Origin of the sequence: Fibrella forsythiae, from assembly GCF_017353175.1 — a bacterium.
GTDB lineage: Bacteria > Bacteroidota > Bacteroidia > Cytophagales > Spirosomataceae > Fibrella > Fibrella forsythiae.
Window position 1 is genome coordinate 1,015,919 of record NZ_JAFMYW010000001.1, and the last position, 19,219, is coordinate 1,035,137.

At 54.2% G+C, this 19,219-nt stretch carries 10 protein-coding genes; 9 read left to right on the forward strand and 1 reads right to left on the reverse strand.

The features are described from left to right. The first annotated feature begins 169 nt into the window (after positions 1–169). From J2I46_RS04795 to J2I46_RS04830, 8 genes are all read left to right on the forward strand, one after another. Positions 170–2,209 carry an aceric acid hydrolase gene (locus tag J2I46_RS04795; protein WP_207327782.1) on the forward strand — a complete coding sequence of 680 codons (2,040 nt, stop codon included), beginning with the start codon at positions 170–172 and terminating at the stop codon, positions 2,207–2,209. Positions 2,210–2,221: 12 nt separating this feature from the next. Continuing rightward, entirely contained in the window at positions 2,222–3,466 is a 1,245-nt protein-coding gene (locus J2I46_RS04800) for a ribulose-bisphosphate carboxylase large subunit family protein (protein WP_207327783.1), read from the forward strand. A 1-nt stretch (position 3,467) separates the two neighbouring features. Then, complete coding sequence (locus J2I46_RS04805; protein ID WP_207327784.1) at positions 3,468–4,805, forward strand: four-carbon acid sugar kinase family protein; 1,338 nt, start codon at positions 3,468–3,470, stop codon at positions 4,803–4,805. 24 nt (positions 4,806–4,829) lie between these two features. Beyond that, positions 4,830–5,486 (forward strand): aspartate/glutamate racemase family protein, encoded by a 657-nt coding sequence (locus tag J2I46_RS04810; protein ID WP_207327785.1) that lies wholly within the window; start codon positions 4,830–4,832, stop codon positions 5,484–5,486. A 102-nt stretch (positions 5,487–5,588) separates the two neighbouring features. Beyond that, positions 5,589–6,905, forward strand: coding sequence for a bile acid:sodium symporter family protein (locus J2I46_RS04815; protein ID WP_207327786.1), 1,317 nt, complete (start codon positions 5,589–5,591; stop codon positions 6,903–6,905). 286 nt (positions 6,906–7,191) lie between these two features. Next, on the forward strand, positions 7,192–10,251 hold the full coding sequence (locus tag J2I46_RS04820) for a SusC/RagA family TonB-linked outer membrane protein (RefSeq protein WP_207327787.1): 3,060 nt from the start codon (positions 7,192–7,194) through the stop codon (positions 10,249–10,251). Positions 10,252–10,270: 19 nt separating this feature from the next. Continuing rightward, positions 10,271–11,911 (forward strand): RagB/SusD family nutrient uptake outer membrane protein, encoded by a 1,641-nt coding sequence (locus J2I46_RS04825; RefSeq protein WP_207327788.1) that lies wholly within the window; start codon positions 10,271–10,273, stop codon positions 11,909–11,911. 148 nt (positions 11,912–12,059) lie between these two features. Next, the gene (locus J2I46_RS04830; RefSeq protein WP_207327789.1) at positions 12,060–14,774 is read left to right on the forward strand and encodes an alpha-d-galacturonidase; all 2,715 of its coding nucleotides are present in this window, start codon (positions 12,060–12,062) and stop codon (positions 14,772–14,774) included. Positions 14,775–14,840: 66 nt separating this feature from the next. Here J2I46_RS04830 and J2I46_RS04835 read toward each other — a convergent pair whose 3' ends face one another. Continuing rightward, positions 14,841–15,605, reverse strand: a complete 765-nt coding sequence (locus J2I46_RS04835) for a DeoR/GlpR family DNA-binding transcription regulator (protein WP_207327790.1) — start codon at positions 15,603–15,605, stop codon at positions 14,841–14,843. 417 nt (positions 15,606–16,022) lie between these two features. On the opposite strand from J2I46_RS04835, the gene J2I46_RS04840 reads away from it, so the two are divergent. Further along, positions 16,023–19,196 carry a SusC/RagA family TonB-linked outer membrane protein gene (locus J2I46_RS04840; RefSeq protein WP_207327791.1) on the forward strand — a complete coding sequence of 1,058 codons (3,174 nt, stop codon included), beginning with the start codon at positions 16,023–16,025 and terminating at the stop codon, positions 19,194–19,196. Positions 19,197–19,219 lie beyond the last annotated feature (23 nt).

Consider the following 19,219-nt stretch of genomic DNA (forward strand, 5'->3'; position numbering starts at 1 on the left):
GGCATCAGCAACCTACCTCGCAACGCAACCTTCAGCCAAACATCAATCCATTCTCAGCAGAATAACCGCGCCAATCCGATACGCTAACATCCTACAACTCCTTGAGAAAATAGCACAAACGGCAGCGGTTTATTACCATTAGTTTTGGCTTTTATGCTATTTACTCCGTATGAATTCCATCAATAAGCTTTTCAGGTACGTTGCCTTGTCCGGCTTTCACCTATTAACGGCGCAGGTATCGCCGGGACAGACGAACGCGCTGGTCAATACGTCGCAAAGCAAATTTGCCCGGCTGGAAAGTCCCGATTTGAACGCACTGACCTGGACAACAGGATTCTGGGCTGATCGATTTCGGGTATGCCGCGATTCGATGGTGCCGCACCTCTGGGATACCTACACGAATCCGACCGTCAGCCATTCATTTCGGAACTTCGAAATAGCCGCCGGGCTGCAATCAGGTGAGTTCAAAGGACCATCCTTCCACGATGGCGATTTCTACAAAACGCTGGAATCGGTGGCGAGTATGTATGCGCTGACCAAAGACAGGAAGCTGGATGCGCAGATGGACAAGGCCATTGCAGTCATCACCAAAGCGCAGGCACCCGATGGATACGTTTACACGAAAGCCATTATTCAGCAGAAGAAGTCGGGCGAGAAAAAGATGTTCGATGACAAGTTGAGCTTTGAAGCGTATAACTTCGGCCATCTGATGACCGCTGCCTGCGTACACTACCGGGCAACGGGCAAAACGTCGCTCCTGAACGTGGCGAAAAAAGCGACCGATTTCCTGATCGGTTTTTACAACAACGCCAGTCCCGAACAGGCGCGTAATGCCATTTGTCCGTCGCATTATATGGGGATTACGGAGATGTACCGTACTACCCGCGACCCGAAATACCTGGCGCTGGCCCAGAAGCTGATCGACATTCGGGGCCTGTCGGAAGGGACCGACGACAACTCGGATCGGGTGCCGTTTCGCAAGATGACCAAAGTGATCGGTCATGCTGTTCGGGCCAATTACCTGTTTGCCGGTGCCGCCGATGTTTTTGCCGAAACCGGCGATAGTACGCTGCTGGCTACGCTCGATCTGATGTGGAACGACGTGGTGAACCGGAAAATGTATGTGACGGGCGGCTGCGGTGCGCTGTATGATGGTGTCTCGCCCGAGGGCACGTCGTACAAGCCCGATACGGTTCAGAAAATTCATCAGGCCTACGGAAAAGCGTATCAGTTGCCCAACCATTCGGCCCACAACGAGACTTGCGCCAACATCGGCAACCTGCTCTGGAACTACCGGATGTTGCAGATCACGGGCGATGCCAAATACGCGGATGTGATGGAGCTGGCACTCTACAACAGCATTTTGTCGGGCATCAGTCTGGATGGCAACAAGTTCTTCTACACCAACCCACTGAGTGCGTCGGATGAGTACCCCTACGGCCTGCGCTGGATGGGTGGCCGCCAGAACTACATCCGTCTGTCGAACTGCTGCCCGCCCAATACGGTGCGTACAGTCTCGGAAGTGAGCAATTACGCGTACAGCATTTCCGACAAAGGCCTGTGGCTGACTATGTTTGGGAGCAACCAGTTGAACACCCAACTGAAAGACGGGTCACCGCTTCGGCTCACGCAGACAACAAATTACCCCTGGGATGGTGCTATTACCATTCAACTGGACCAGGTTCCGGCCTCGTCGTTCTCAGTGTTCGTTCGGATTCCGGGCTGGTGCCAGGGGGCTACAATCAAGGTGAATGGGGCCTTGGTGAAGACGCGGGTACAGGCAGGTACGTACGCGGAACTGAACCGGAAATGGGCGGCGGGCGACCGGGTCGACATCGACCTGCCGATGCCGGTAAAGCTCATCGAAGCGAATCCGCTGGTGGAAGAAAACCGCAACCAGGTGGCGGTGAAACGCGGCCCGATCGTCTACTGTCTGGAGTCGGTGGATAATCGTAAAACGAAGCTGGCAACCATCGCCTTATCAACCAAACTCGATTTCAAGCCGACACCTGTCCGGTTCGAGAACACCGATATGATCGCGCTCGACGGCACGGCCAGGCTACTCGACGAAAGCAGTTGGACAAACCAGCTTTACCGCGAAGTGTCAGAAAAAGCACCGCAATCAACGCCCGTTCGGCTCATTCCCTACTACGCCTGGGCGAATCGGGGCCATTCTGAAATGGCCGTCTGGATTCCGCTGATCCGGTAAGCCATACCCACTATGGAACGCATAAAAGCTACGTATTACATTGAAACCCCATTTGACCCGGAGGCGGCGGCACAGGTGCTGGCTGGCGAACAATCGTCAGGTACGTTCGTGGCGGTGCCGGGCGAGACAGACGAATTGAAACATCGGTTTGCCGCGCGGGTCGAGTCTGTTGTGCAACTGGAAACGGTCACCGAACCCGCTATTCCGGGAGCCGTCAGCGCGTCAGGTACGTATCAGCGGGCAATCGTAACCGTGTCCTGGTCAGTCGAGAATTTCGGGTATAACCTGCCGGTGCTGATCTCTACGTTACAGGGCAATTTATACGAGATCCGGCAGTTTACCGGACTGAAACTCCTTGATATCGAGCTTCCTCCCTCTTACGCCGATCACTATGGTGGTCCGGCATTCGGCATCGCGGGCTGCCGTGAACTGACCGGCGTGCAGGGTCGCCCACTCATCGGGACTATCGTGAAACCAAGCGTCGGCCTATCGCCCGAGCAAACCGCCACGCTGGTTCAGACGCTGGCCGAGTCTGGTATCGATTTCATTAAAGACGACGAATTACTCAGCTCATCAGCCAATTCACCGTTCGATAAGCGCGTCGATACGGTGATGGACGTCATCAACCGACATGCCGATAAGACGGGCAAAAAAGTGATGTACGCCTTCAATATCAGCGGCGAAATCGACGAGATGATGGAGCGGTACGAACTGATCGTCAGCCGAGGTGGAACCTGCGCGATGGTCAGTTTGAACAGCGTAGGGCTGGCGGGAGCCAAAAAAATCTGTGATCAACGTGTGCTGGCCATTCACGGCCATCGTAACGGCTGGGGCATGCTGACCCGTCACCCACTACTCGGCATCGACTTTACGGCCTATCAGAAATTGTGGCGGCTGGCGGGCGTTGATCAGATTCACGTGAATGGCATTCAAAACAAGTTCTGGGAATCGGACGACAGCGTGGTGCAGTCGATCAAGGCATGCCTGACTCCGGTACTTGGCGGTTATTCGGTGTTGCCGGTCGTATCGTCAGGGCAATGGGGTGGTCAGGCTCCCGAAACGTACCGCCGTACCCAAACCACCGATTTGCTCTACATGGCTGGCGGGGGTATTCTGGCTCACCCGATGGGCCCGGCGGCGGGCGTAACTGCCCTGCAACAGGCGTGGCAAGCAGCAGTTGATGGATTGAGTATTGAACAGGCGGCGGCAACGTACCCGGAGTTCGCAAAATCGGTGGAAAAATTTGGCGGTAAGTAACGTGGATAAGCCCCTGCTACTGGCCTTTTATGGCGATGACTTTACGGGTTCAACCGATGCTCTCGAATTTCTTAGTCGGGCGGGGGCGAAAACGGCGTTGTTCATTGAACCGCCAACGGCCGACCAGTTGGGCAGGTACCAGGGCCTTGATGCGATTGGGGTTGCGGGTCTTACTCGGTCCATGCCGCCCGAAACGATGGAAACGACGCTGAAGATAGCCTTTGCCGAACTCCGGAAACTGGGCACCCGGCATGTCCATTACAAAGTCTGTTCAACCTTCGACTCGTCGCCAGCAATCGGCAGTATCGGACGGGCAATTGATGTTGGACACGCCCTGTTTCAGCGGCAGTTCGTGCCCCTGCTGGTTGCCGCACCCTCCCTGGGCCGATATTGTGCGTTCGGCAACCTCTTTGCCCGGTTGGGTACAGGTAGCTACGGTACCGTCTATCGGCTCGACCGGCACCCGTCCATGAGCAAGCATCCGGTTACACCCGCAGAAGAAAGCGACATCAGGCTTCATCTGGCCAGGCAGACCGACAAAGCAACCGGACTGATCGATTTAACCCAACTCACTACCAGTCAGCAGTTTATTGCCGATTCAACAACTAAATTAATAGAAAATGGGGCGCAGGTCATCCTGTTCGACGCGATGGAAGATACGCAGTTACGTTCGATTGGCGAGCTGATCGACTCGTACGGTAACCCCGATACGCCCTTCTTTTCGGTCGGTTCGTCGGGCGTTGATATGGCGTTGGGTAGCCACTGGGCACAGACTGGGGCCTTGACGCCGGTAACATCCTGGCCCGACCCGGGCAGTGCGAATCCGTTGCTGGTGCTCTCAGGCAGTTGCTCACCAGTTACGGCTGGGCAAATTGCCTGGGCAAGGGCAAACGGATTTGCAGAGGTGATTCTTGATGCGCAAACAATCCACGACAGTATCATACCCGATGCCGCTGTGGCCGGGTACGTTCAGCAGGCGATTGCTCACGTAGGTCAGGGCGCTAATGTGATCGTTCACACGGCAGGGGGGGCTGTTCGGCAGCATCGTACGCTCTCTTCCGAGAAGCTCGGGACTGCCCTGGGGCAGATTGCCAGAGAAATCGTTCGGCAAACACGGGTGAAACGGGTCGTTGTAGCGGGGGGCGATACGTCGAGTTACGCAGCAAGGGCAATGGGCATCGAAGCTGTTGAAATAATTACCGCGCTGGTTCCGGGCGCACCACTTTGCCGAGCTACGGCGCCCGGTTCACCGCTGGATGGCCTGGAGGTGAATTTCAAAGGCGGTCAAGTCGGTGCTCCCGACTATTTCGGCATACTGCGCGCAGGCAGGGTGTCTTAACAAGAAAACAACAACATTATCAGTATGAAAACACTGGGTCTCATCCATACCTCAGCCACGTTAGTCCCTGTATTCCAGCAGCTTTGCGCGAAACACCTGCCGGGTGTACAGATCGTCAACATCGTTGATGATAGCCTGGTCAGAAATATTATTCAGCGCAGTGAACTGACGCCCGACATTGCCCGCCGGGTTGGCCATTACGTTAGTTCGGCCGAGGATGCCGGCGCCGATTCTATTCTGGTTACGTGTTCCTCTATCGGTGCCGCCGTTGAAGCCGCTGCCGCACAAACCAACGTACCTGTGTTGAGGGTCGATCAGCCAATGGCTGACCAGGCCGTTCAGATGGGGCAGCATATCGGGGTGATTGCCACATTGGCCACCACGCTGGAGCCAACCAGCGATCTGGTTCGTCGACGGGCAGCCCTTGCTGGTAAAGCAATCGAATTAACGGCTGTCCTGTGCGAAGGTGCTTTCGACGCACTCATGAGCGGCGATGCAGCAACACATGATGCAACGGTTGCTGCGGCCTTGAAGGAACTGAGCCAACAGGTTGATGTCATTCTGCTGGCCCAGGCTTCCATGGCACGCGTCGTCGATTCGTTGGCCGATGCGGATAAACTTGTCCCCATCCTGGCCAGCCCCGGCATCGCGATCGGGCATCTGGCGTCGCAGATGGGCTAGCGAGATGTTTCGCGAGTGTGCGCTTCGCGTGGCAGCGTAATTGCTCACGCGAGGCAACCCGGAGTGTCGAACTTAACCAGCCAACCAAACCGAACCCTTCCCATGACCAAACTCCCGCTTCTGATCGCTGCCCTTGCTTTTGTGGCATTGCTGCTTGGTTTACTGATTCACCAACCGGCTGTCTGGCAGCCAGCGGCTGTACTGGCAGCCGTTAGTTTTGCCTTTGGCATGCGATCTGTTCAGGCACTAAAAACGTACCAATACACCGCCTGGATCATTGTGGCGGTGGTTACAGGGATGATCTACCCGGCGGCGTTTACGCATTGGGGTACGTTCGATCTGCGGAATAAATGGCTCATTCTGGTGATCATCCAGCTTGTGATGTTCGGCATGGGCATTCAGATGAGTATCCGTGATTTTTCGGGCCTGGCCACCACCGGGAAAGGCGTTGCCATTGGGCTACTCTGCCATTTTTCGGTGATGCCGCTCATGGGTTTACTCCTGACCCGCATCGTTCATTTCGACCCCGAAATTGCTGCCGGTATCATTCTGATTGGCTCCTGCTCGAGTGGACTGGCGTCGAACGTGATGGTGTATCTGGCAAAAGCCAATCTGGTGCTGTCGGTGGTGGTTACGGCTATGGCTACGCTGGCGGCACCCTTTCTAACGCCCCTGCTGCTGAAACTGCTGGCCGGTACGCTGATCGAGATCAAGTTTGTGAACATGATGATGGAGATTATCAAAATCGTCATTGTGCCCATTTTCGCGGCCCTGTTGCATGATTATTTGAAAACGGCCTCAGTACCCGGCATTCGGACCGTTCGGGCAGTGGTTTGTCTGTCGACCATCTGGCTGGCGGTGCTGGCCCTGGGCGGCTGGGCGTATATCGAAGTAAACGTACCCAGTACTGCACTACGCCAATTCCTTGAGATCGGTAGCTTTCTGCTGGGAGCCGTTTTGGTCGGGTTTATTTACCATCAACTGGCAAAGCGCAACCCGAAGCTAGACGACTGGATGCCCTATCTGTCTATGTTCGGCATCATCTATTTCACCGCTGTTACCACCGCTGCCGGTCGCGACAATCTGTTGCAGGTTGGTTTTCTGCTCTTTATCACGTCAGTGATTCACAACGGAGCAGGTTACTTTTTCGGCTACTGGCTCAGCCGGTTGTTTGGGTTAGATAAAAATTCGGCCCGAACCATCGCGTTTGAAGTTGGCCTGCAAAACGGCGGCATGGCGTCGGGGCTGGCGGGCAGTATGGGGAAGCTGGGCACCCTCGGGTTGCCCGCCGCCGTATTCAGCCCCTGGATGAATATTTCGGGGTCTATCCTGGCCAATTACTGGCGTCGGCAGCCAACAACTGAAGTACCCAAGGTGGAAGACGTTGCCCCTATTCAGGTTTCGGAAAAGTTGGTTTGAGTAAATGGGGTACGTTGCTCCACGGTGGGTCTCCGGCTGGCGCGGTCATAGGCCATCGCCAGCCGAAGAACGTAGCCTCCCCGGCCTACTGCTCCTCAAAATGAGCCTAGTTAATCACCTTATTCTACCAGGATAACATTGTACAATTTTTAGAGAAAATGGTGGAAATTGACGCCACACTAATCTACTAAGTTTGTCAATCAACAGTAGATATAAACCTGGCAGATTACTGACTGCCAGCTGATTAGCTACGGCCTTTGCCGATACCTTACTCAACCCAATATGTATGAAGCACCTGCACGCATTGACAATCAGCCTGCTCGGGCTGGTTCAGCTAAGCTATTCCACTGTTGCCTTTTCTCAGACCCTTGCCAGCACGCAGACAGACCTGGCCAGACAATCATCGACGAGCCGTTTTCTCCAGCCGTCGGCGCTATCACAGGTGGCCGTTGACAAAGTGGTGAAGGGTACCATAAAGGATGAAAATGGTCAGGGCCTGCCCGGCGTGAGTGTTGTCATTAAAAACGCCGGGCGCGGCACCACTACCGATCCGTCAGGTACGTTCCAGCTCACTGTTCCCGACGAAGGGAGCGTGTTGGTTTTCAGTTTCGTAGGCTACGTAGCACAGGAAGTGCCGGTTGGTGCATCGACTGAGCTGGCCATCACCCTGCTGGAAGACAACAAGCAGTTGTCGGAGGTGGTCGTGATCGGCTACGGCACGCAGCGCAAACGCGATCTGACCGGCTCCGTGGTGTCTATCAAAGGCGATGAAACAACGAAAATTCCCGTTACTACCCCCGTGGAAGCGCTTCAGGGGAAAATTCCGGGGGCCGACATTACCCGCGCCAGTGGTTACGCAGGCGCCAGTGCGTCGATCCGGATTCGGGGTAATCGTTCTATTGCCAACCCCGGCAGTTCAAACAACGTACTGTACATTGTTGACGGCGTGCAGGGTGTGAGCGCCGCCGACATCAACCCGAATGATATTCAATCGATCGATGTGTTGAAAGACGCGTCATCAACGGCCATTTATGGGTCGCGGGGGGCCAATGGGGTTATTATTATAACCACCAAACGGGGTACGAGCGGCAAACCGAAACTCAGCTACAACACCTACGCGGGCATCTCGAATGTAGCGGGTTATGGCGCTTTCATGACGGGTCCTGAATACATTGCGTTCCGTCGCGAAGCTTACCGGGCGGCGGGCACCTGGAACAGCCCCGCCGATGACGCAAAGATTTTCAACGCGCCTCAGTTAGATGCTATTCAGAAAAATCAGTTTCCGGTTTGGCCCGATCTGTTGCTCAAGCCGGGATTCCAGCAGGATCATCAGCTGGGTATCACCGGCGGCACCGATAAAACGAAAGTGTATTTCTCGGCTGGGTATTACAACGAAAAGGGAATCATTCGGCTCGATGAATTCAAACGGTACTCGGCCCGCCTCAACATCGATCAGACGATCAATAACTGGGTCACCGTCGGCATTCAAACCCAACTGGCGTACATCGATAACGACATTCGCCGCGACCCGTTTAACCGGGCCTCCAATATTCCTCCGTTGGGAACGCCCTACGACGAAAATGGCAATTTTATCCCGTTTCCGCTGGGCGGCACCATCATCAATCCGCTGGCCGATGAGCAGCCGGGTGCCTATAAACGAAACACCAAAACCAACCGGGGTACGCTCTCCACCTACATTGAACTGACCCCTTTTGCGGGTTTCTCGGTTCGCTCAACACTGGGTGCCATTTTCGCGACGTCCGAAGCCGGTAGTTACTACGGACGAAATACCATCGATGGAGCAGGCAGCCGGTCGCAGGCATCTATTACCAGTAACCAGAGCCGAAACCTGAGCTGGGAGAACGTATTCACCTACAAGCGCGCCATCCAGGATCACTCCTTCACGGTTACGGGTGTTACCAGTTATTTGTCGTTCAACAACACGTCGAGTTTTGCAGGCGGCAATAATCAACTGATTCCGGCCCAGTACTTCTATAATCTGGCGGCGGCAAACCAGAATCCATTTTACGGAAGTGGGTATAGCAGCAACCGCCTCATCTCGTTCACGGGGCGGATCAACTACACCTGGAAAGATAAATACCTGCTGACCGTTACGGGGCGCACAGACGGGTCGTCGAAATTGGGAGAAGGCAATAAATGGGCCTTTTTCCCCTCGGCTGGCCTGGGCTGGCGCATCAGCGACGAGCCGTTTTTCAAAAACCAGAAGGTGGTTTCTGACCTTAAACTCCGCACGAGCTACGGTATTTCGGGGAATGACGTGATCAACCCCTATGCCACGCAAAGCTCGCTGACAACCGCTTCGTTTTCCTACAACGATGCCAACGCAGCCAATGCCTACCTGATTAACCAGACCATCGGCAATCAGAACCTGAAGTGGGAACTGACCACAACGGCCGATGTGGGGCTGGATATTGGTTTGCTGAACAACCGCATAACGGCCAATATCGACTACTACGATGCCCGCACCAACGACCTTATTTTTCCCTATACGCTGCCGTTGCTGACGGGCGTAACGACGGTGAACCGCAACATTGGCGTAACCCGGAACCGGGGTATCGAAGTCGGTATCACCACGCAGAACATCAATCGGAAAGGCTTTACCTGGTCGACCAACCTGACTTTCGCCCGCAATAAGGAGATGATCGTTTCGCTACCAAATGGCAACGTCATTGCCGATGATTACCGGAACTCGCTGATTGAAGGCCAGCCGTCGCAGATTTATTATGATTATAAGAAACTGGGAATCTGGCAACTGGGAGAAGAATCGGCAGCGGCCAGATACAGCTCGATCCCGGGTGATATAAAGATCGCCGATTTGAACAATGACGGCAAAATCGATGGTCAGGATCGCACGATCATTGGCTCCCGCGTACCGCAGTGGACGGGTGGCCTCTCGAATGATATCCGCTTCAAAGGATTCGACCTGAACATACTGCTTGTGGCCCGCGTGGGTCAGTGGATCAGCTCTGATTATTACGCGAAGTACAACCGGAATGGCAACAATAACGGAGCCAGTATCGACTACTGGACGCCCGAAAACCCAACGAACGAATACCCTCGCCCGAACGCCAACCGCGCTTCGACCTACGTTACCACGCTGACCGAACGGCAGGCTTCGTTTACCAAGATCAGGAACATTACCCTGGGCTACACCCTTCCCAAAACGGTCATGAACAAACTAAAGATTGATAACCTGCGGGTATACGTATCAGGAAAAAATCTGCATACGTTCAGCAGCCTGAAAGATTTCGATCCGGAAGGAGAAGGCGTTATTGATCAGCCCCTTACGCGCCTGTATGTAGTTGGCCTGAACCTTGGCTTTTAACCCCAAACCGCATCCAATTATGAAAACGTACCTGACCTATCTGTCGATGCTGGGGCTGGCCACCATGTTGTTGGCGTGTAAAGAAGACCTGACCGAGTACAACCCAGCCGGCTCTACCGCCCAGAGCCTGTTCACCACCCCCGAAGGCATTGAAGCGGGCGTCAATGGCCTGTACACCTACAACCGCTATTTCTACGGAAAAGAAGAGGGGCAGGCGCTTATGGAAATGGGGTCAGACATCTGGACGAACGCCGCCAATAACGGCAATACCGGCTCAAACGGTGTCTTTCCGCAACCCGCGCTAACGACATATCAGGGGCTGACGACCGATAACCTCTGGATTAAGAACCGCCTGTGGCAACAGTGTTACGCGGCCATTAATCTGGCCAACAGTGTGCTGGCCTACATGCCAAACGCTGGTCTGACGGCCACCCGCCGCACAGAACTGGAAGGTGAAGCCCGATTCCTGCGGGGCTGGTATTATTACCATTTAGTTGAAGCCTTCGGGGCTGTTCCCCTCCGGTTAACACCAACCGAAAGCATTGAAACAACCGCCACGCGCGCACCCGTTGAGGCTGTTTACCAGCAAATTTCCTCAGATCTTCAGTTTGCCGTTACTGCTGTTCCACCAACTACGACAGAGTATGGCCGGATTACGCGGCCCGCCGCCGAGGCTTTTCTGGCGAAGGTGTACCTGACCCAGGGCAGATACCGGGAAGCCGGCAATTACGCCACCAGGGTGATCAACGGATCAACCTACCGATTGCTGCCCACCTATGCCGACCTGTGGAACATCACCAGGCAACAAAATACGGAAGTGCTATGGGCCGTGAACTACTCAACAAACCTGACATTCAACGCGGGGAGCAACCTGAACCACACGCTGTTTCTGATGGAATACAACACCCAGCCGGGCATGAAACGCGACGTGGCCAATGGCTTTCCCAACGTTCGGTACATGCCTACGCTGTTCCTCCTGAATCTGTTCAACGAGCAAAACGATTCGCGCTACAACGCTTCGTTCAAATCGGCCTGGCTGGCCAATGAAACCGACGCCACCAAACGCCCGGCGGGTATCAATGTAGGCGATACGGCGGTGCTGACCACGAAATATCCGGTGACAGCGAGCTTCCGACAGTCGAAAAGATACCGGATTTATGATGTGAATGACATGTACAAGGCAGACGGTACGCCAAACGACCGTTTTCACTACATTTCGCTACGGAAATTCGATGATCCAACCCGCGCCACGGATACCGAAACGCAGAGTTCACGCGATGCCTACATGATTCGGCTGGCCGATACGTACCTGGTTGCGGCTGAGGCGCAGTTCAGGCTTGGCCAGGCAGATTCCGCCGCCTATTACCTCAACGCCGTTCGCACCCGGGCGGCTGTGCCCGGCAGGCAGGCAGCCATGCGCATAACAGCCACCGATGTGACGCTCGACTTCATCCTCGACGAACGGGCGCGCGAATTAGCCGGTGAGCAGGTACGTTGGTTCGACCTGAAACGGACGGGCAAGCTCGTTGAGCGGGTTAAAAAATACAACCCGGATGCCGCCGCGTACATCCAGCCGTATCACGTGCTGCGACCCATTCCGCAAAGTGAGATCGACGCCGTTACAAACAAGGCTGAGTTCCGGCAGAATGACGGGTATTAGCCTTTACCCCTCATTCTGCCCAACCGCCTGAAGGGGCGGTGATAATCCTCGCTAACATGGTATAATGTTCAGAGAAAATGGTGGAGAAGCGGGACGTTATTAACTGGTATGTTTGTCATACATTGCCTGACTAGTCCAGCCGCTCCTGATGCGCTTCTTCACAAAATTCACCGCGTTTACCTTCCTCCTTTCCTTCCTGGTCGGGTTGCCTTCCTACGCTCAGCAACGGGCGTCGACAGGGCAGCCCGTTGCTATTTTGCTTCCAGCCAACGCCCATGTGCGTATCGTGTATGGGGCGGAGAAACTAAAGCAGGCGTTGACCAAATCAGGCTATCCGGTTCAGATCAAAACGGGTACGGCGACGTCAGTATCCACTCAGATCGTGCTTGATCTGGCAGGTACGTCGACGATCGGTAAAGAAGGATTTTCCATTCAGAAGGGGGTTGCCGGGCCTCTGCGGCTCACCGGGGCTGATCCATCCGGCGTGCTGTATGGCTGCCTGGAACTGGCCGACCGCATCACCGAAACCGGTAAACTACCCACTGCAATCAGCATAACCGACAAGCCTGAAATGGTGCTGCGGGGTACGTGCATCGGTATTCAGAAACCAACGTACCTACCCGGTCGCGATGTGTATGAGTACCCCTACACGCCCGAAACGTTTCCCTGGCTATACGACAAAGCCCAATGGATTCGGTATCTGGATATGATGGTCGAGAACCGGTACAATTCGCTGTACCTCTGGAACGGCCACCCGTTCGCCTCGCTGGTACGGCTGAACGAATATCCCTACGCCGTTGAGGTCGACGATGCCACGTTCAAAAAGAATGAGGAGATGTTTCGTTTTCTGACCACCGAAGCCGATAAACGGGGCATTTGGGTCATCCAGATGTTCTACAACATCATTGTCTCGAAGCCCTTTGCCGAACATCACCACATTAAAACGCAGGACCGGAACCGGCCCATTGTACCGCTTATTGCCGATTACACCCGGAAATCAATCGCTGCGTTTGTGGAGAAATACCCGAACGTAGGGCTACTTATTGCCCTCGGTGAAGCCATGGAAGGTGTTGGCCAGGACGATGTAGACTGGTTCACAAAAACTATTATTCCGGGTGTGAAAGATGGCCTGAAAGCCCTGGGCAAAACCACCGAGCCGCCCCTTGTGCTCCGCGCGCATGACACAGACGCCCCGCGCGTGATGAAAGCGGCCCTTCCCCTGTACAAGAACCTGTATACCGAAGCCAAGTTCAACGGCGAAGCCCTGACCACCTACACTCCACGCGGCAAATGGGCCGAACTGCACCGGACCTTAAGCAACATCGGTACGGTACAGATTGAAAACGTGCACATTCTGGCCAATCTGGAGCCCTTCCGCTACGGATCGGCCGATTTTATTCAGAAGTCGGTGCAGGCGATGCACAGTGTGTACGGCGCCAACGGGCTGCACCTGTACCCGCAAGCCTCCTACTGGGATTGGCCCTACACCGCCGACAAAGCCTCTCCCCGCCTGTTTCAACTCGATCGCGACTGGATATGGTACAAAACCTGGGCACGCTACGCCTGGCAATCGAAGCGAGACCGACCAACGGAGATCGCATACTGGGGCAATCAACTGGCGCAGAAATACGGTCTTCCGCCCGAAAAAGGGAAAGACGTGCTGGAAGCCTACGAACAAACCGGCGAGATTTCGCCCAAGCTGCTCCGTCGATACGGCATTACCGACGGCAACCGCCAGACCCTGACACTGGGTATGCTGATGACGCAGCTTATCAACCCCTTCCGATACGGGCTGTTCACGCTCATGTATGAGTCGGAAGCGCCGGAAGGCGAGATGATCATCGAAGAGGCTGAGAAAGATTGGAACAACCAGAAGCACATTGGCGAAACACCCACTCAGGTGGCCGACGAGGTGATTGAACACGGACGCAAAGCGGTTGAAGCCATCAACAAAGCAGCCCCGGCCGTGACCAAAGACCAGACCGAATTTGCCCGGCTGAAAAACGATGTCTACGCCCAGAACGCAATGGCCAATTTTTATGCGCAGAAAGCCCGCGCCGCCTTGGCAGTGCTACGCTACAAATACTCCAGCGACATACGGGATCTGGAAAGAGCGGTACCGATGCTGGAAAGTAGCGTGACCCATTACACAGAGCTGGTTAACCTGACAAAGGATACGTACCTGTACGCCAACAGCATGCAGACGAAGCAGCGTAAGATTCCCATGCGTGGCGTTGATGCAACGTTCATTCACTGGTCGGAAATGCTGCCGGTATACCAAAAAGAGCTGGCGCGATTCAAGCACTCGATCGACTCGCTGAAAGCCGCGCCTGTGTCAGTTTCCAAACAGCGCCTCCCCTTCAAACCAGCCACCATAACCGTCCAAAGTCCACCGGTTCAGACGTACACGGTTGACAAAGGGCAGGCTGTTTTTTCGGATACGACGGCTACGATCCTGGGGGTTGCCGAGGAGTTGACAAACCTGAAAGGGCTGAAATTCGCCAAAGCGACACAGCAGGCTCAGCGCACCAGTCTGACGTTTACAACCACTGAACCGGTAAAATTGCTGGTAGGCTTTTTCAACGAGAAGAACCCGACGTACCTACCCGTGCCCGAGTTGGAAACCGACGCCAGCGCAAACGATTATGGCCAGTCGGAAATCAAAATCTCGAATGCGGTGCTGGTTAGCGGACTCCCACCGGTAAACGTACATGCCTACTCATTCAAAGCCGGCCAGCACACGCTGAATCTGGGTAAGGGGGCCTGTCTGTTGCTGGGCTTTATCACTGATGATCAGGAAGTCCCGATTTATGACGCGGGTCTGGCCGGAAACAAAAAGAACATCGACTGGCTGTTTGAGTAGGTGTGCTCTCCGGTGCTCCATGCCGCTCCGCGCAGTTTTACACGCCTTTGCCAAGCTCCCCAAGAACTAGTTTGCGATGATCAGCTCTATTTCGTTGTCGTGGAAAACCTGTTTGTGTTTTTCTTCGATACCCGCATCCGTAATGATGTAATCGATGAGGGATAGCGCGCCCAGGCTGGCGAACGCGCTTTTGCCCATCTTGGTCGAATCGGCCACCAGGTACGTTGTATCGGCGGCATCGATCATCGCTTTTTTTACCACTAAATCACTGATACTCGGATAGGTCAACCCTGATTTGAGTGATATACCCGCCGTAGCCAGAAATAGCTTCTGCACGTTGATTCCCTTAAAAAAATCGGCGGCTTTCTGGCCCGTCAGCGATAAGGTTGGGGGTTTGAATTCGCCCCCGGTCATGATCAGTTCTATGCCTGGTTCGGCTCCCAGGATCATGGCAATGTTCAATGCATTGGTAATGACGGTCAGGTCTTTATATCCACGCAGTTTCTTCGCAATTTCGGTTGTTGTCGAGCCGGAATCGAGAATGATACTATCGCCGCTTTCGATGAACTCCAGACACTTGGCTGCAATCAGTTCTTTTTTGTCGATGTTTTCCTGATTACCCAGCGAGAACGTACGAACCTGATCGCCAACGTCTTTCAAATACGCTCCGCCATGCTCTTTGGTGACCAACCCGTCTTTTTCCAGTTTCTCCAGATCCTGACGAATCGTCACTTCGGTGACTTTAAATATTTTGGCGAGGTTGATGACCTTGGCTGACCCATCCTCCTTTAACAATTCGAGGATCTTATCCCGACGCTGGTTCGGTAACATAATGTCTTTTTTGTGTGCTGGACTGGTTCAAAAGTAAGGAAAAGCACAAGCTTAGTTGCAAACTTATTTAGCCGTGCGGGCTGGCACCGGTACGCCTCACCCTGCCACCCCATCAACGCCCGTCAGGTTTTACCGGCCGGAATTACCCACCAAACTGGCACAAAGCAATCCCAAACAAGGGCCACTCATCACCGCCATCCATAACCTGAATGAGTTGGCTGGCCAGATATGGCTGCACGCGCCCGGCAGCCTGCATATGCTTAACTATGTTATAAAAAAACAAAGTAAAAGAAAAAATAACAAAGCATTCTACAGTAGACTACAGGAGAGTGCACTTTCCATATCGTCTTACCTTCACAATCATTTTTAGTAATTTACGACGAATTGATTGACTATTTCACCGATAAATCTATGCAAATGAACTTTAAACTCACGTCGCAGCGAAAATGGCTTTTCAGGGTAACCTTTAGTTTATTTTGCTTTTCTTTCGTTCAGGTTTTTGGTCAAACGAAGGCTATCACCGTTACTGGCCGGGTTAGCGACGAAAACGGCAACCCGCTTCCGGGAGCTTCCGTAGTCGTGAAATCAACCAACACCGGTACGACCTCCAATCAGGATGGCAACTATTCGATCACGGTTGATGAGAACGCACTGCTGGTCTTCAGTTCGATCAGCTATGACCCGCAGGAGATACCGGTTGGGGCCCGGTCGGTCATCAACGTATCGATGCTGTCGTCTAACAAGACACTCAACGAAGTGGTAGTGGTAGGCTACGGTACGCAAAGCAAACGCGCCATTACCGGAGCGGTAGCGTCTGTTGGTTTCAATGAATTTAAAGACCGCTCGTTCAGCAACGTTACCCAGTCGCTCGCCGGTAAGATTGCGGGCGTCAACATCACCCAGTCGCAGGGTGCGCCGGGGGTCGCTCCCATCATTCGTATCCGGGGTGTCAGCTCCATTACGGCCGGTACGAACCCGCTGTTTGTGGTCGATGGGGTGCCGCTCGAAAACTTCAACCTGAACCTGATCAACCCGCAGGATATCGAGTCGGTCGATGTACTGAAAGATGCGTCTTCGGCCGCTATCTATGGTTCGCGGGGAGCCAGCGGGGTTATTCTGATTACCACCAAGCTGGGTAAGCCGGGCAAAACCAACATTAGTGCGGGCTACGAATACGGCACGCAGCAAGTGATTCGGAAAGTGAAGATGATGAACGCCCAGCAGTGGATCAACTACTACAACGACGCGCACAACAACGCCTGGGTTGATCTGAACCCCGCCGTAAATAAAGCGACAGACCCAAACAGCGCACGGCCGGTTACGTACCGCATTCCCGATGATTTTATCACGAACCCGCAGCAGTTTGGCGCGGGTACCGACTGGCAGGACGCCATGTTCCGTGTGGCGCCGTCGCACAATGCGCAGCTGTCGGTATCGGGCGGCACCGAGAAAACCCAGTTCCTGTTTTCGGGCGCTTACCTTGATCAGGATGCGGTACTGGATGCGAACTACTACAAACGGCTGTCTATTCGTTCGAACATCAAACACAAAGTAACCGATCGGCTAACGATTGGCCTGAATCTGGGCGCTACGACGATTTTCGATCGTACAGACGGTACGCAGGGGAAAAGCGACGTGGTAAGCCTGGCCCTGCAAAGCGACCCGATTTTCCCGATTTTCAACGAAAACGGTAACCTGGGCTACCGCGACCCAAACTCGGTCTGGAACAAATACCTGCCCTACAACGACCTGAACCTGTGGCACCCGTATTCGCTGACGCGCTACATCGACAAGCAGAACAAGTCGTTCAACACGCTCGGAACCGCCTTTGCCGACTACTACATTACCGATAACCTGAAGTTCCGGACCAGCATCAGCGGCAACGCCTACAACAACCGGTATAACTCGTATCGCTTTAAGAATCAGGGCTATGGCTACTCGAGCCTGCTGGCCGCCGAAGGCAACTCGCAAACGGCCTATTCGCTCAACTGGCTCTCGGAAAACACCCTAACGTATGACAAGCAGTTTGGCGACCACAGCCTGAATGTGCTGGCCGGTTACAGCGTGCAGAAACAACGCGACGAGTTCTCGAGCGTTACGGCGGGCAGCTTCCCCAACGATCTGGTTGAGACGCTGAACGCGGGTGTGGTTACCAGCGGTTCAACCACGGCTACCGAATGGTCGATCATTTCGTATCTGGCGCGGGCACAGTACAACTTTCAGAACAAGTATTTCTTCACAGCCGCTATCCGTCGCGATGGTAGCTCACGGTTCGGAACGGCCACACGCTGGGGTTATTTCCCATCCGTTTCGGCAGGCTGGCTGATCTCTGACGAGAAATTCATGCAGAACGTGAAGTTCATCAACAGCCTGAAACTACGCGCCAGCTACGGGATTGCGGGGAACAACCAGATTCCCAACTACGGCTCGATCAGCCTGCTGGGTACGTCGAACTACGTGTCGGGCGGTACGCTGGCTTCCGGGCTTGCGATCAGCAACATTGCCAATACCAACCTGAAGTGGGAACGCACCAACCAGTTGAACATCGGTCTGGACATGCGACTGCTGAACGACCGGATCGGGATTTCGGCCGAGTTCTACAACTCCATCACACGGGATATGCTGCTGAACGTACCTATTCCTGATATTTCGGGCTTCTCCAATCAGCTGACCAATATTGGCGAGATGCAGAACCGGGGAGTTGAACTGAACCTGAACACCAAAAACGTGGTGGGCAAATTCAACTGGAGCACCGATTTCAACATCAGCGCCAACAAAAACAAGGTGCTTCAACTTGGGCCAGGTAATGCGCCGATCATTTACACCGATTTTGTGGTGACGGTGAAAACAGAAGTAGGCCAGCCCATTTCGAACTTCTACGGCTATAAGTTCGACGGTATTTTCCAGAATCAGGCGGCCATTGATGCGGCACCGCACGCCGCCAGTACCAAACCCGGCGACCCAATTGTACGCGATGTGAATGGCGATGGAAAGATCAACGCCGACGACCGGGTGACGCTGGGCAATTACCAGCCCGATTTCATTGCCGGTATCACCAACAACTTCTCCTACAAAGGCTTCGACCTGTCGATTTTCTTCCAGGGGTCGTTTGGCGGCGAGATTGTGAACCAGAATTACCGGTACTCGGGCTTCTGGAACAACGGCCGCAACATGTATGCCTTTGTAGACAACCGCTGGCGGTCTGAGGCCAATCCGGGCGACGGCATCCACCCACGGGCCACCCTGAACCTGACCGGTTTGCAGGATCAGTTCAGCAATCTGTTTGTGGAAGACGCCTCGTTTGTGCGCCTCAAAAACATCCGGTTATCCTACACGCTGCCCTCGGCGCTGCTGGCCAAAACGCCGTTCAAAACAACGCGGGTGTATGTCAATGCCGACAACGCCTATCTGTGGAGCAAATACACCAACTACGACCCGGAAAACACGACCTACAACGCCACGAGTTTCTCGGGTGGCAGCAACGGGCTGAATGCGTCGGGCAATGCACCAAACGGTGCATTCGTTGGGGTCGATTACGGCTCGTACCCGGTGCCCCGCGTGATCACCGTAGGTATCAAAACAGACTTTTAAGGCAGCCCCTTCACCTGAAAAGA

What these genes read in the sequence shown, in the direction of transcription:
- J2I46_RS04800 (WP_207327783.1), top strand. Translation starts at nt 2,222, where the DNA reads ATGGAACGCATAAAAGCTACGTATTACATTGAAACCCCATTTGACCCG.
- J2I46_RS04835 (WP_207327790.1), bottom strand. Translation starts at nt 15,605, where the DNA reads ATGTTACCGAACCAGCGTCGGGATAAGATCCTCGAATTGTTAAAGGAG.
- J2I46_RS04795 (WP_207327782.1), top strand. Translation starts at nt 170, where the DNA reads ATGAATTCCATCAATAAGCTTTTCAGGTACGTTGCCTTGTCCGGCTTT.
- J2I46_RS04815 (WP_207327786.1), top strand. Translation starts at nt 5,589, where the DNA reads ATGACCAAACTCCCGCTTCTGATCGCTGCCCTTGCTTTTGTGGCATTG.
- J2I46_RS04810 (WP_207327785.1), top strand. Translation starts at nt 4,830, where the DNA reads ATGAAAACACTGGGTCTCATCCATACCTCAGCCACGTTAGTCCCTGTA.
- J2I46_RS04840 (WP_207327791.1), top strand. Translation starts at nt 16,023, where the DNA reads ATGAACTTTAAACTCACGTCGCAGCGAAAATGGCTTTTCAGGGTAACC.
- J2I46_RS04825 (WP_207327788.1), top strand. Translation starts at nt 10,271, where the DNA reads ATGAAAACGTACCTGACCTATCTGTCGATGCTGGGGCTGGCCACCATG.
- J2I46_RS04830 (WP_207327789.1), top strand. Translation starts at nt 12,060, where the DNA reads ATGCGCTTCTTCACAAAATTCACCGCGTTTACCTTCCTCCTTTCCTTC.
- J2I46_RS04820 (WP_207327787.1), top strand. Translation starts at nt 7,192, where the DNA reads ATGAAGCACCTGCACGCATTGACAATCAGCCTGCTCGGGCTGGTTCAG.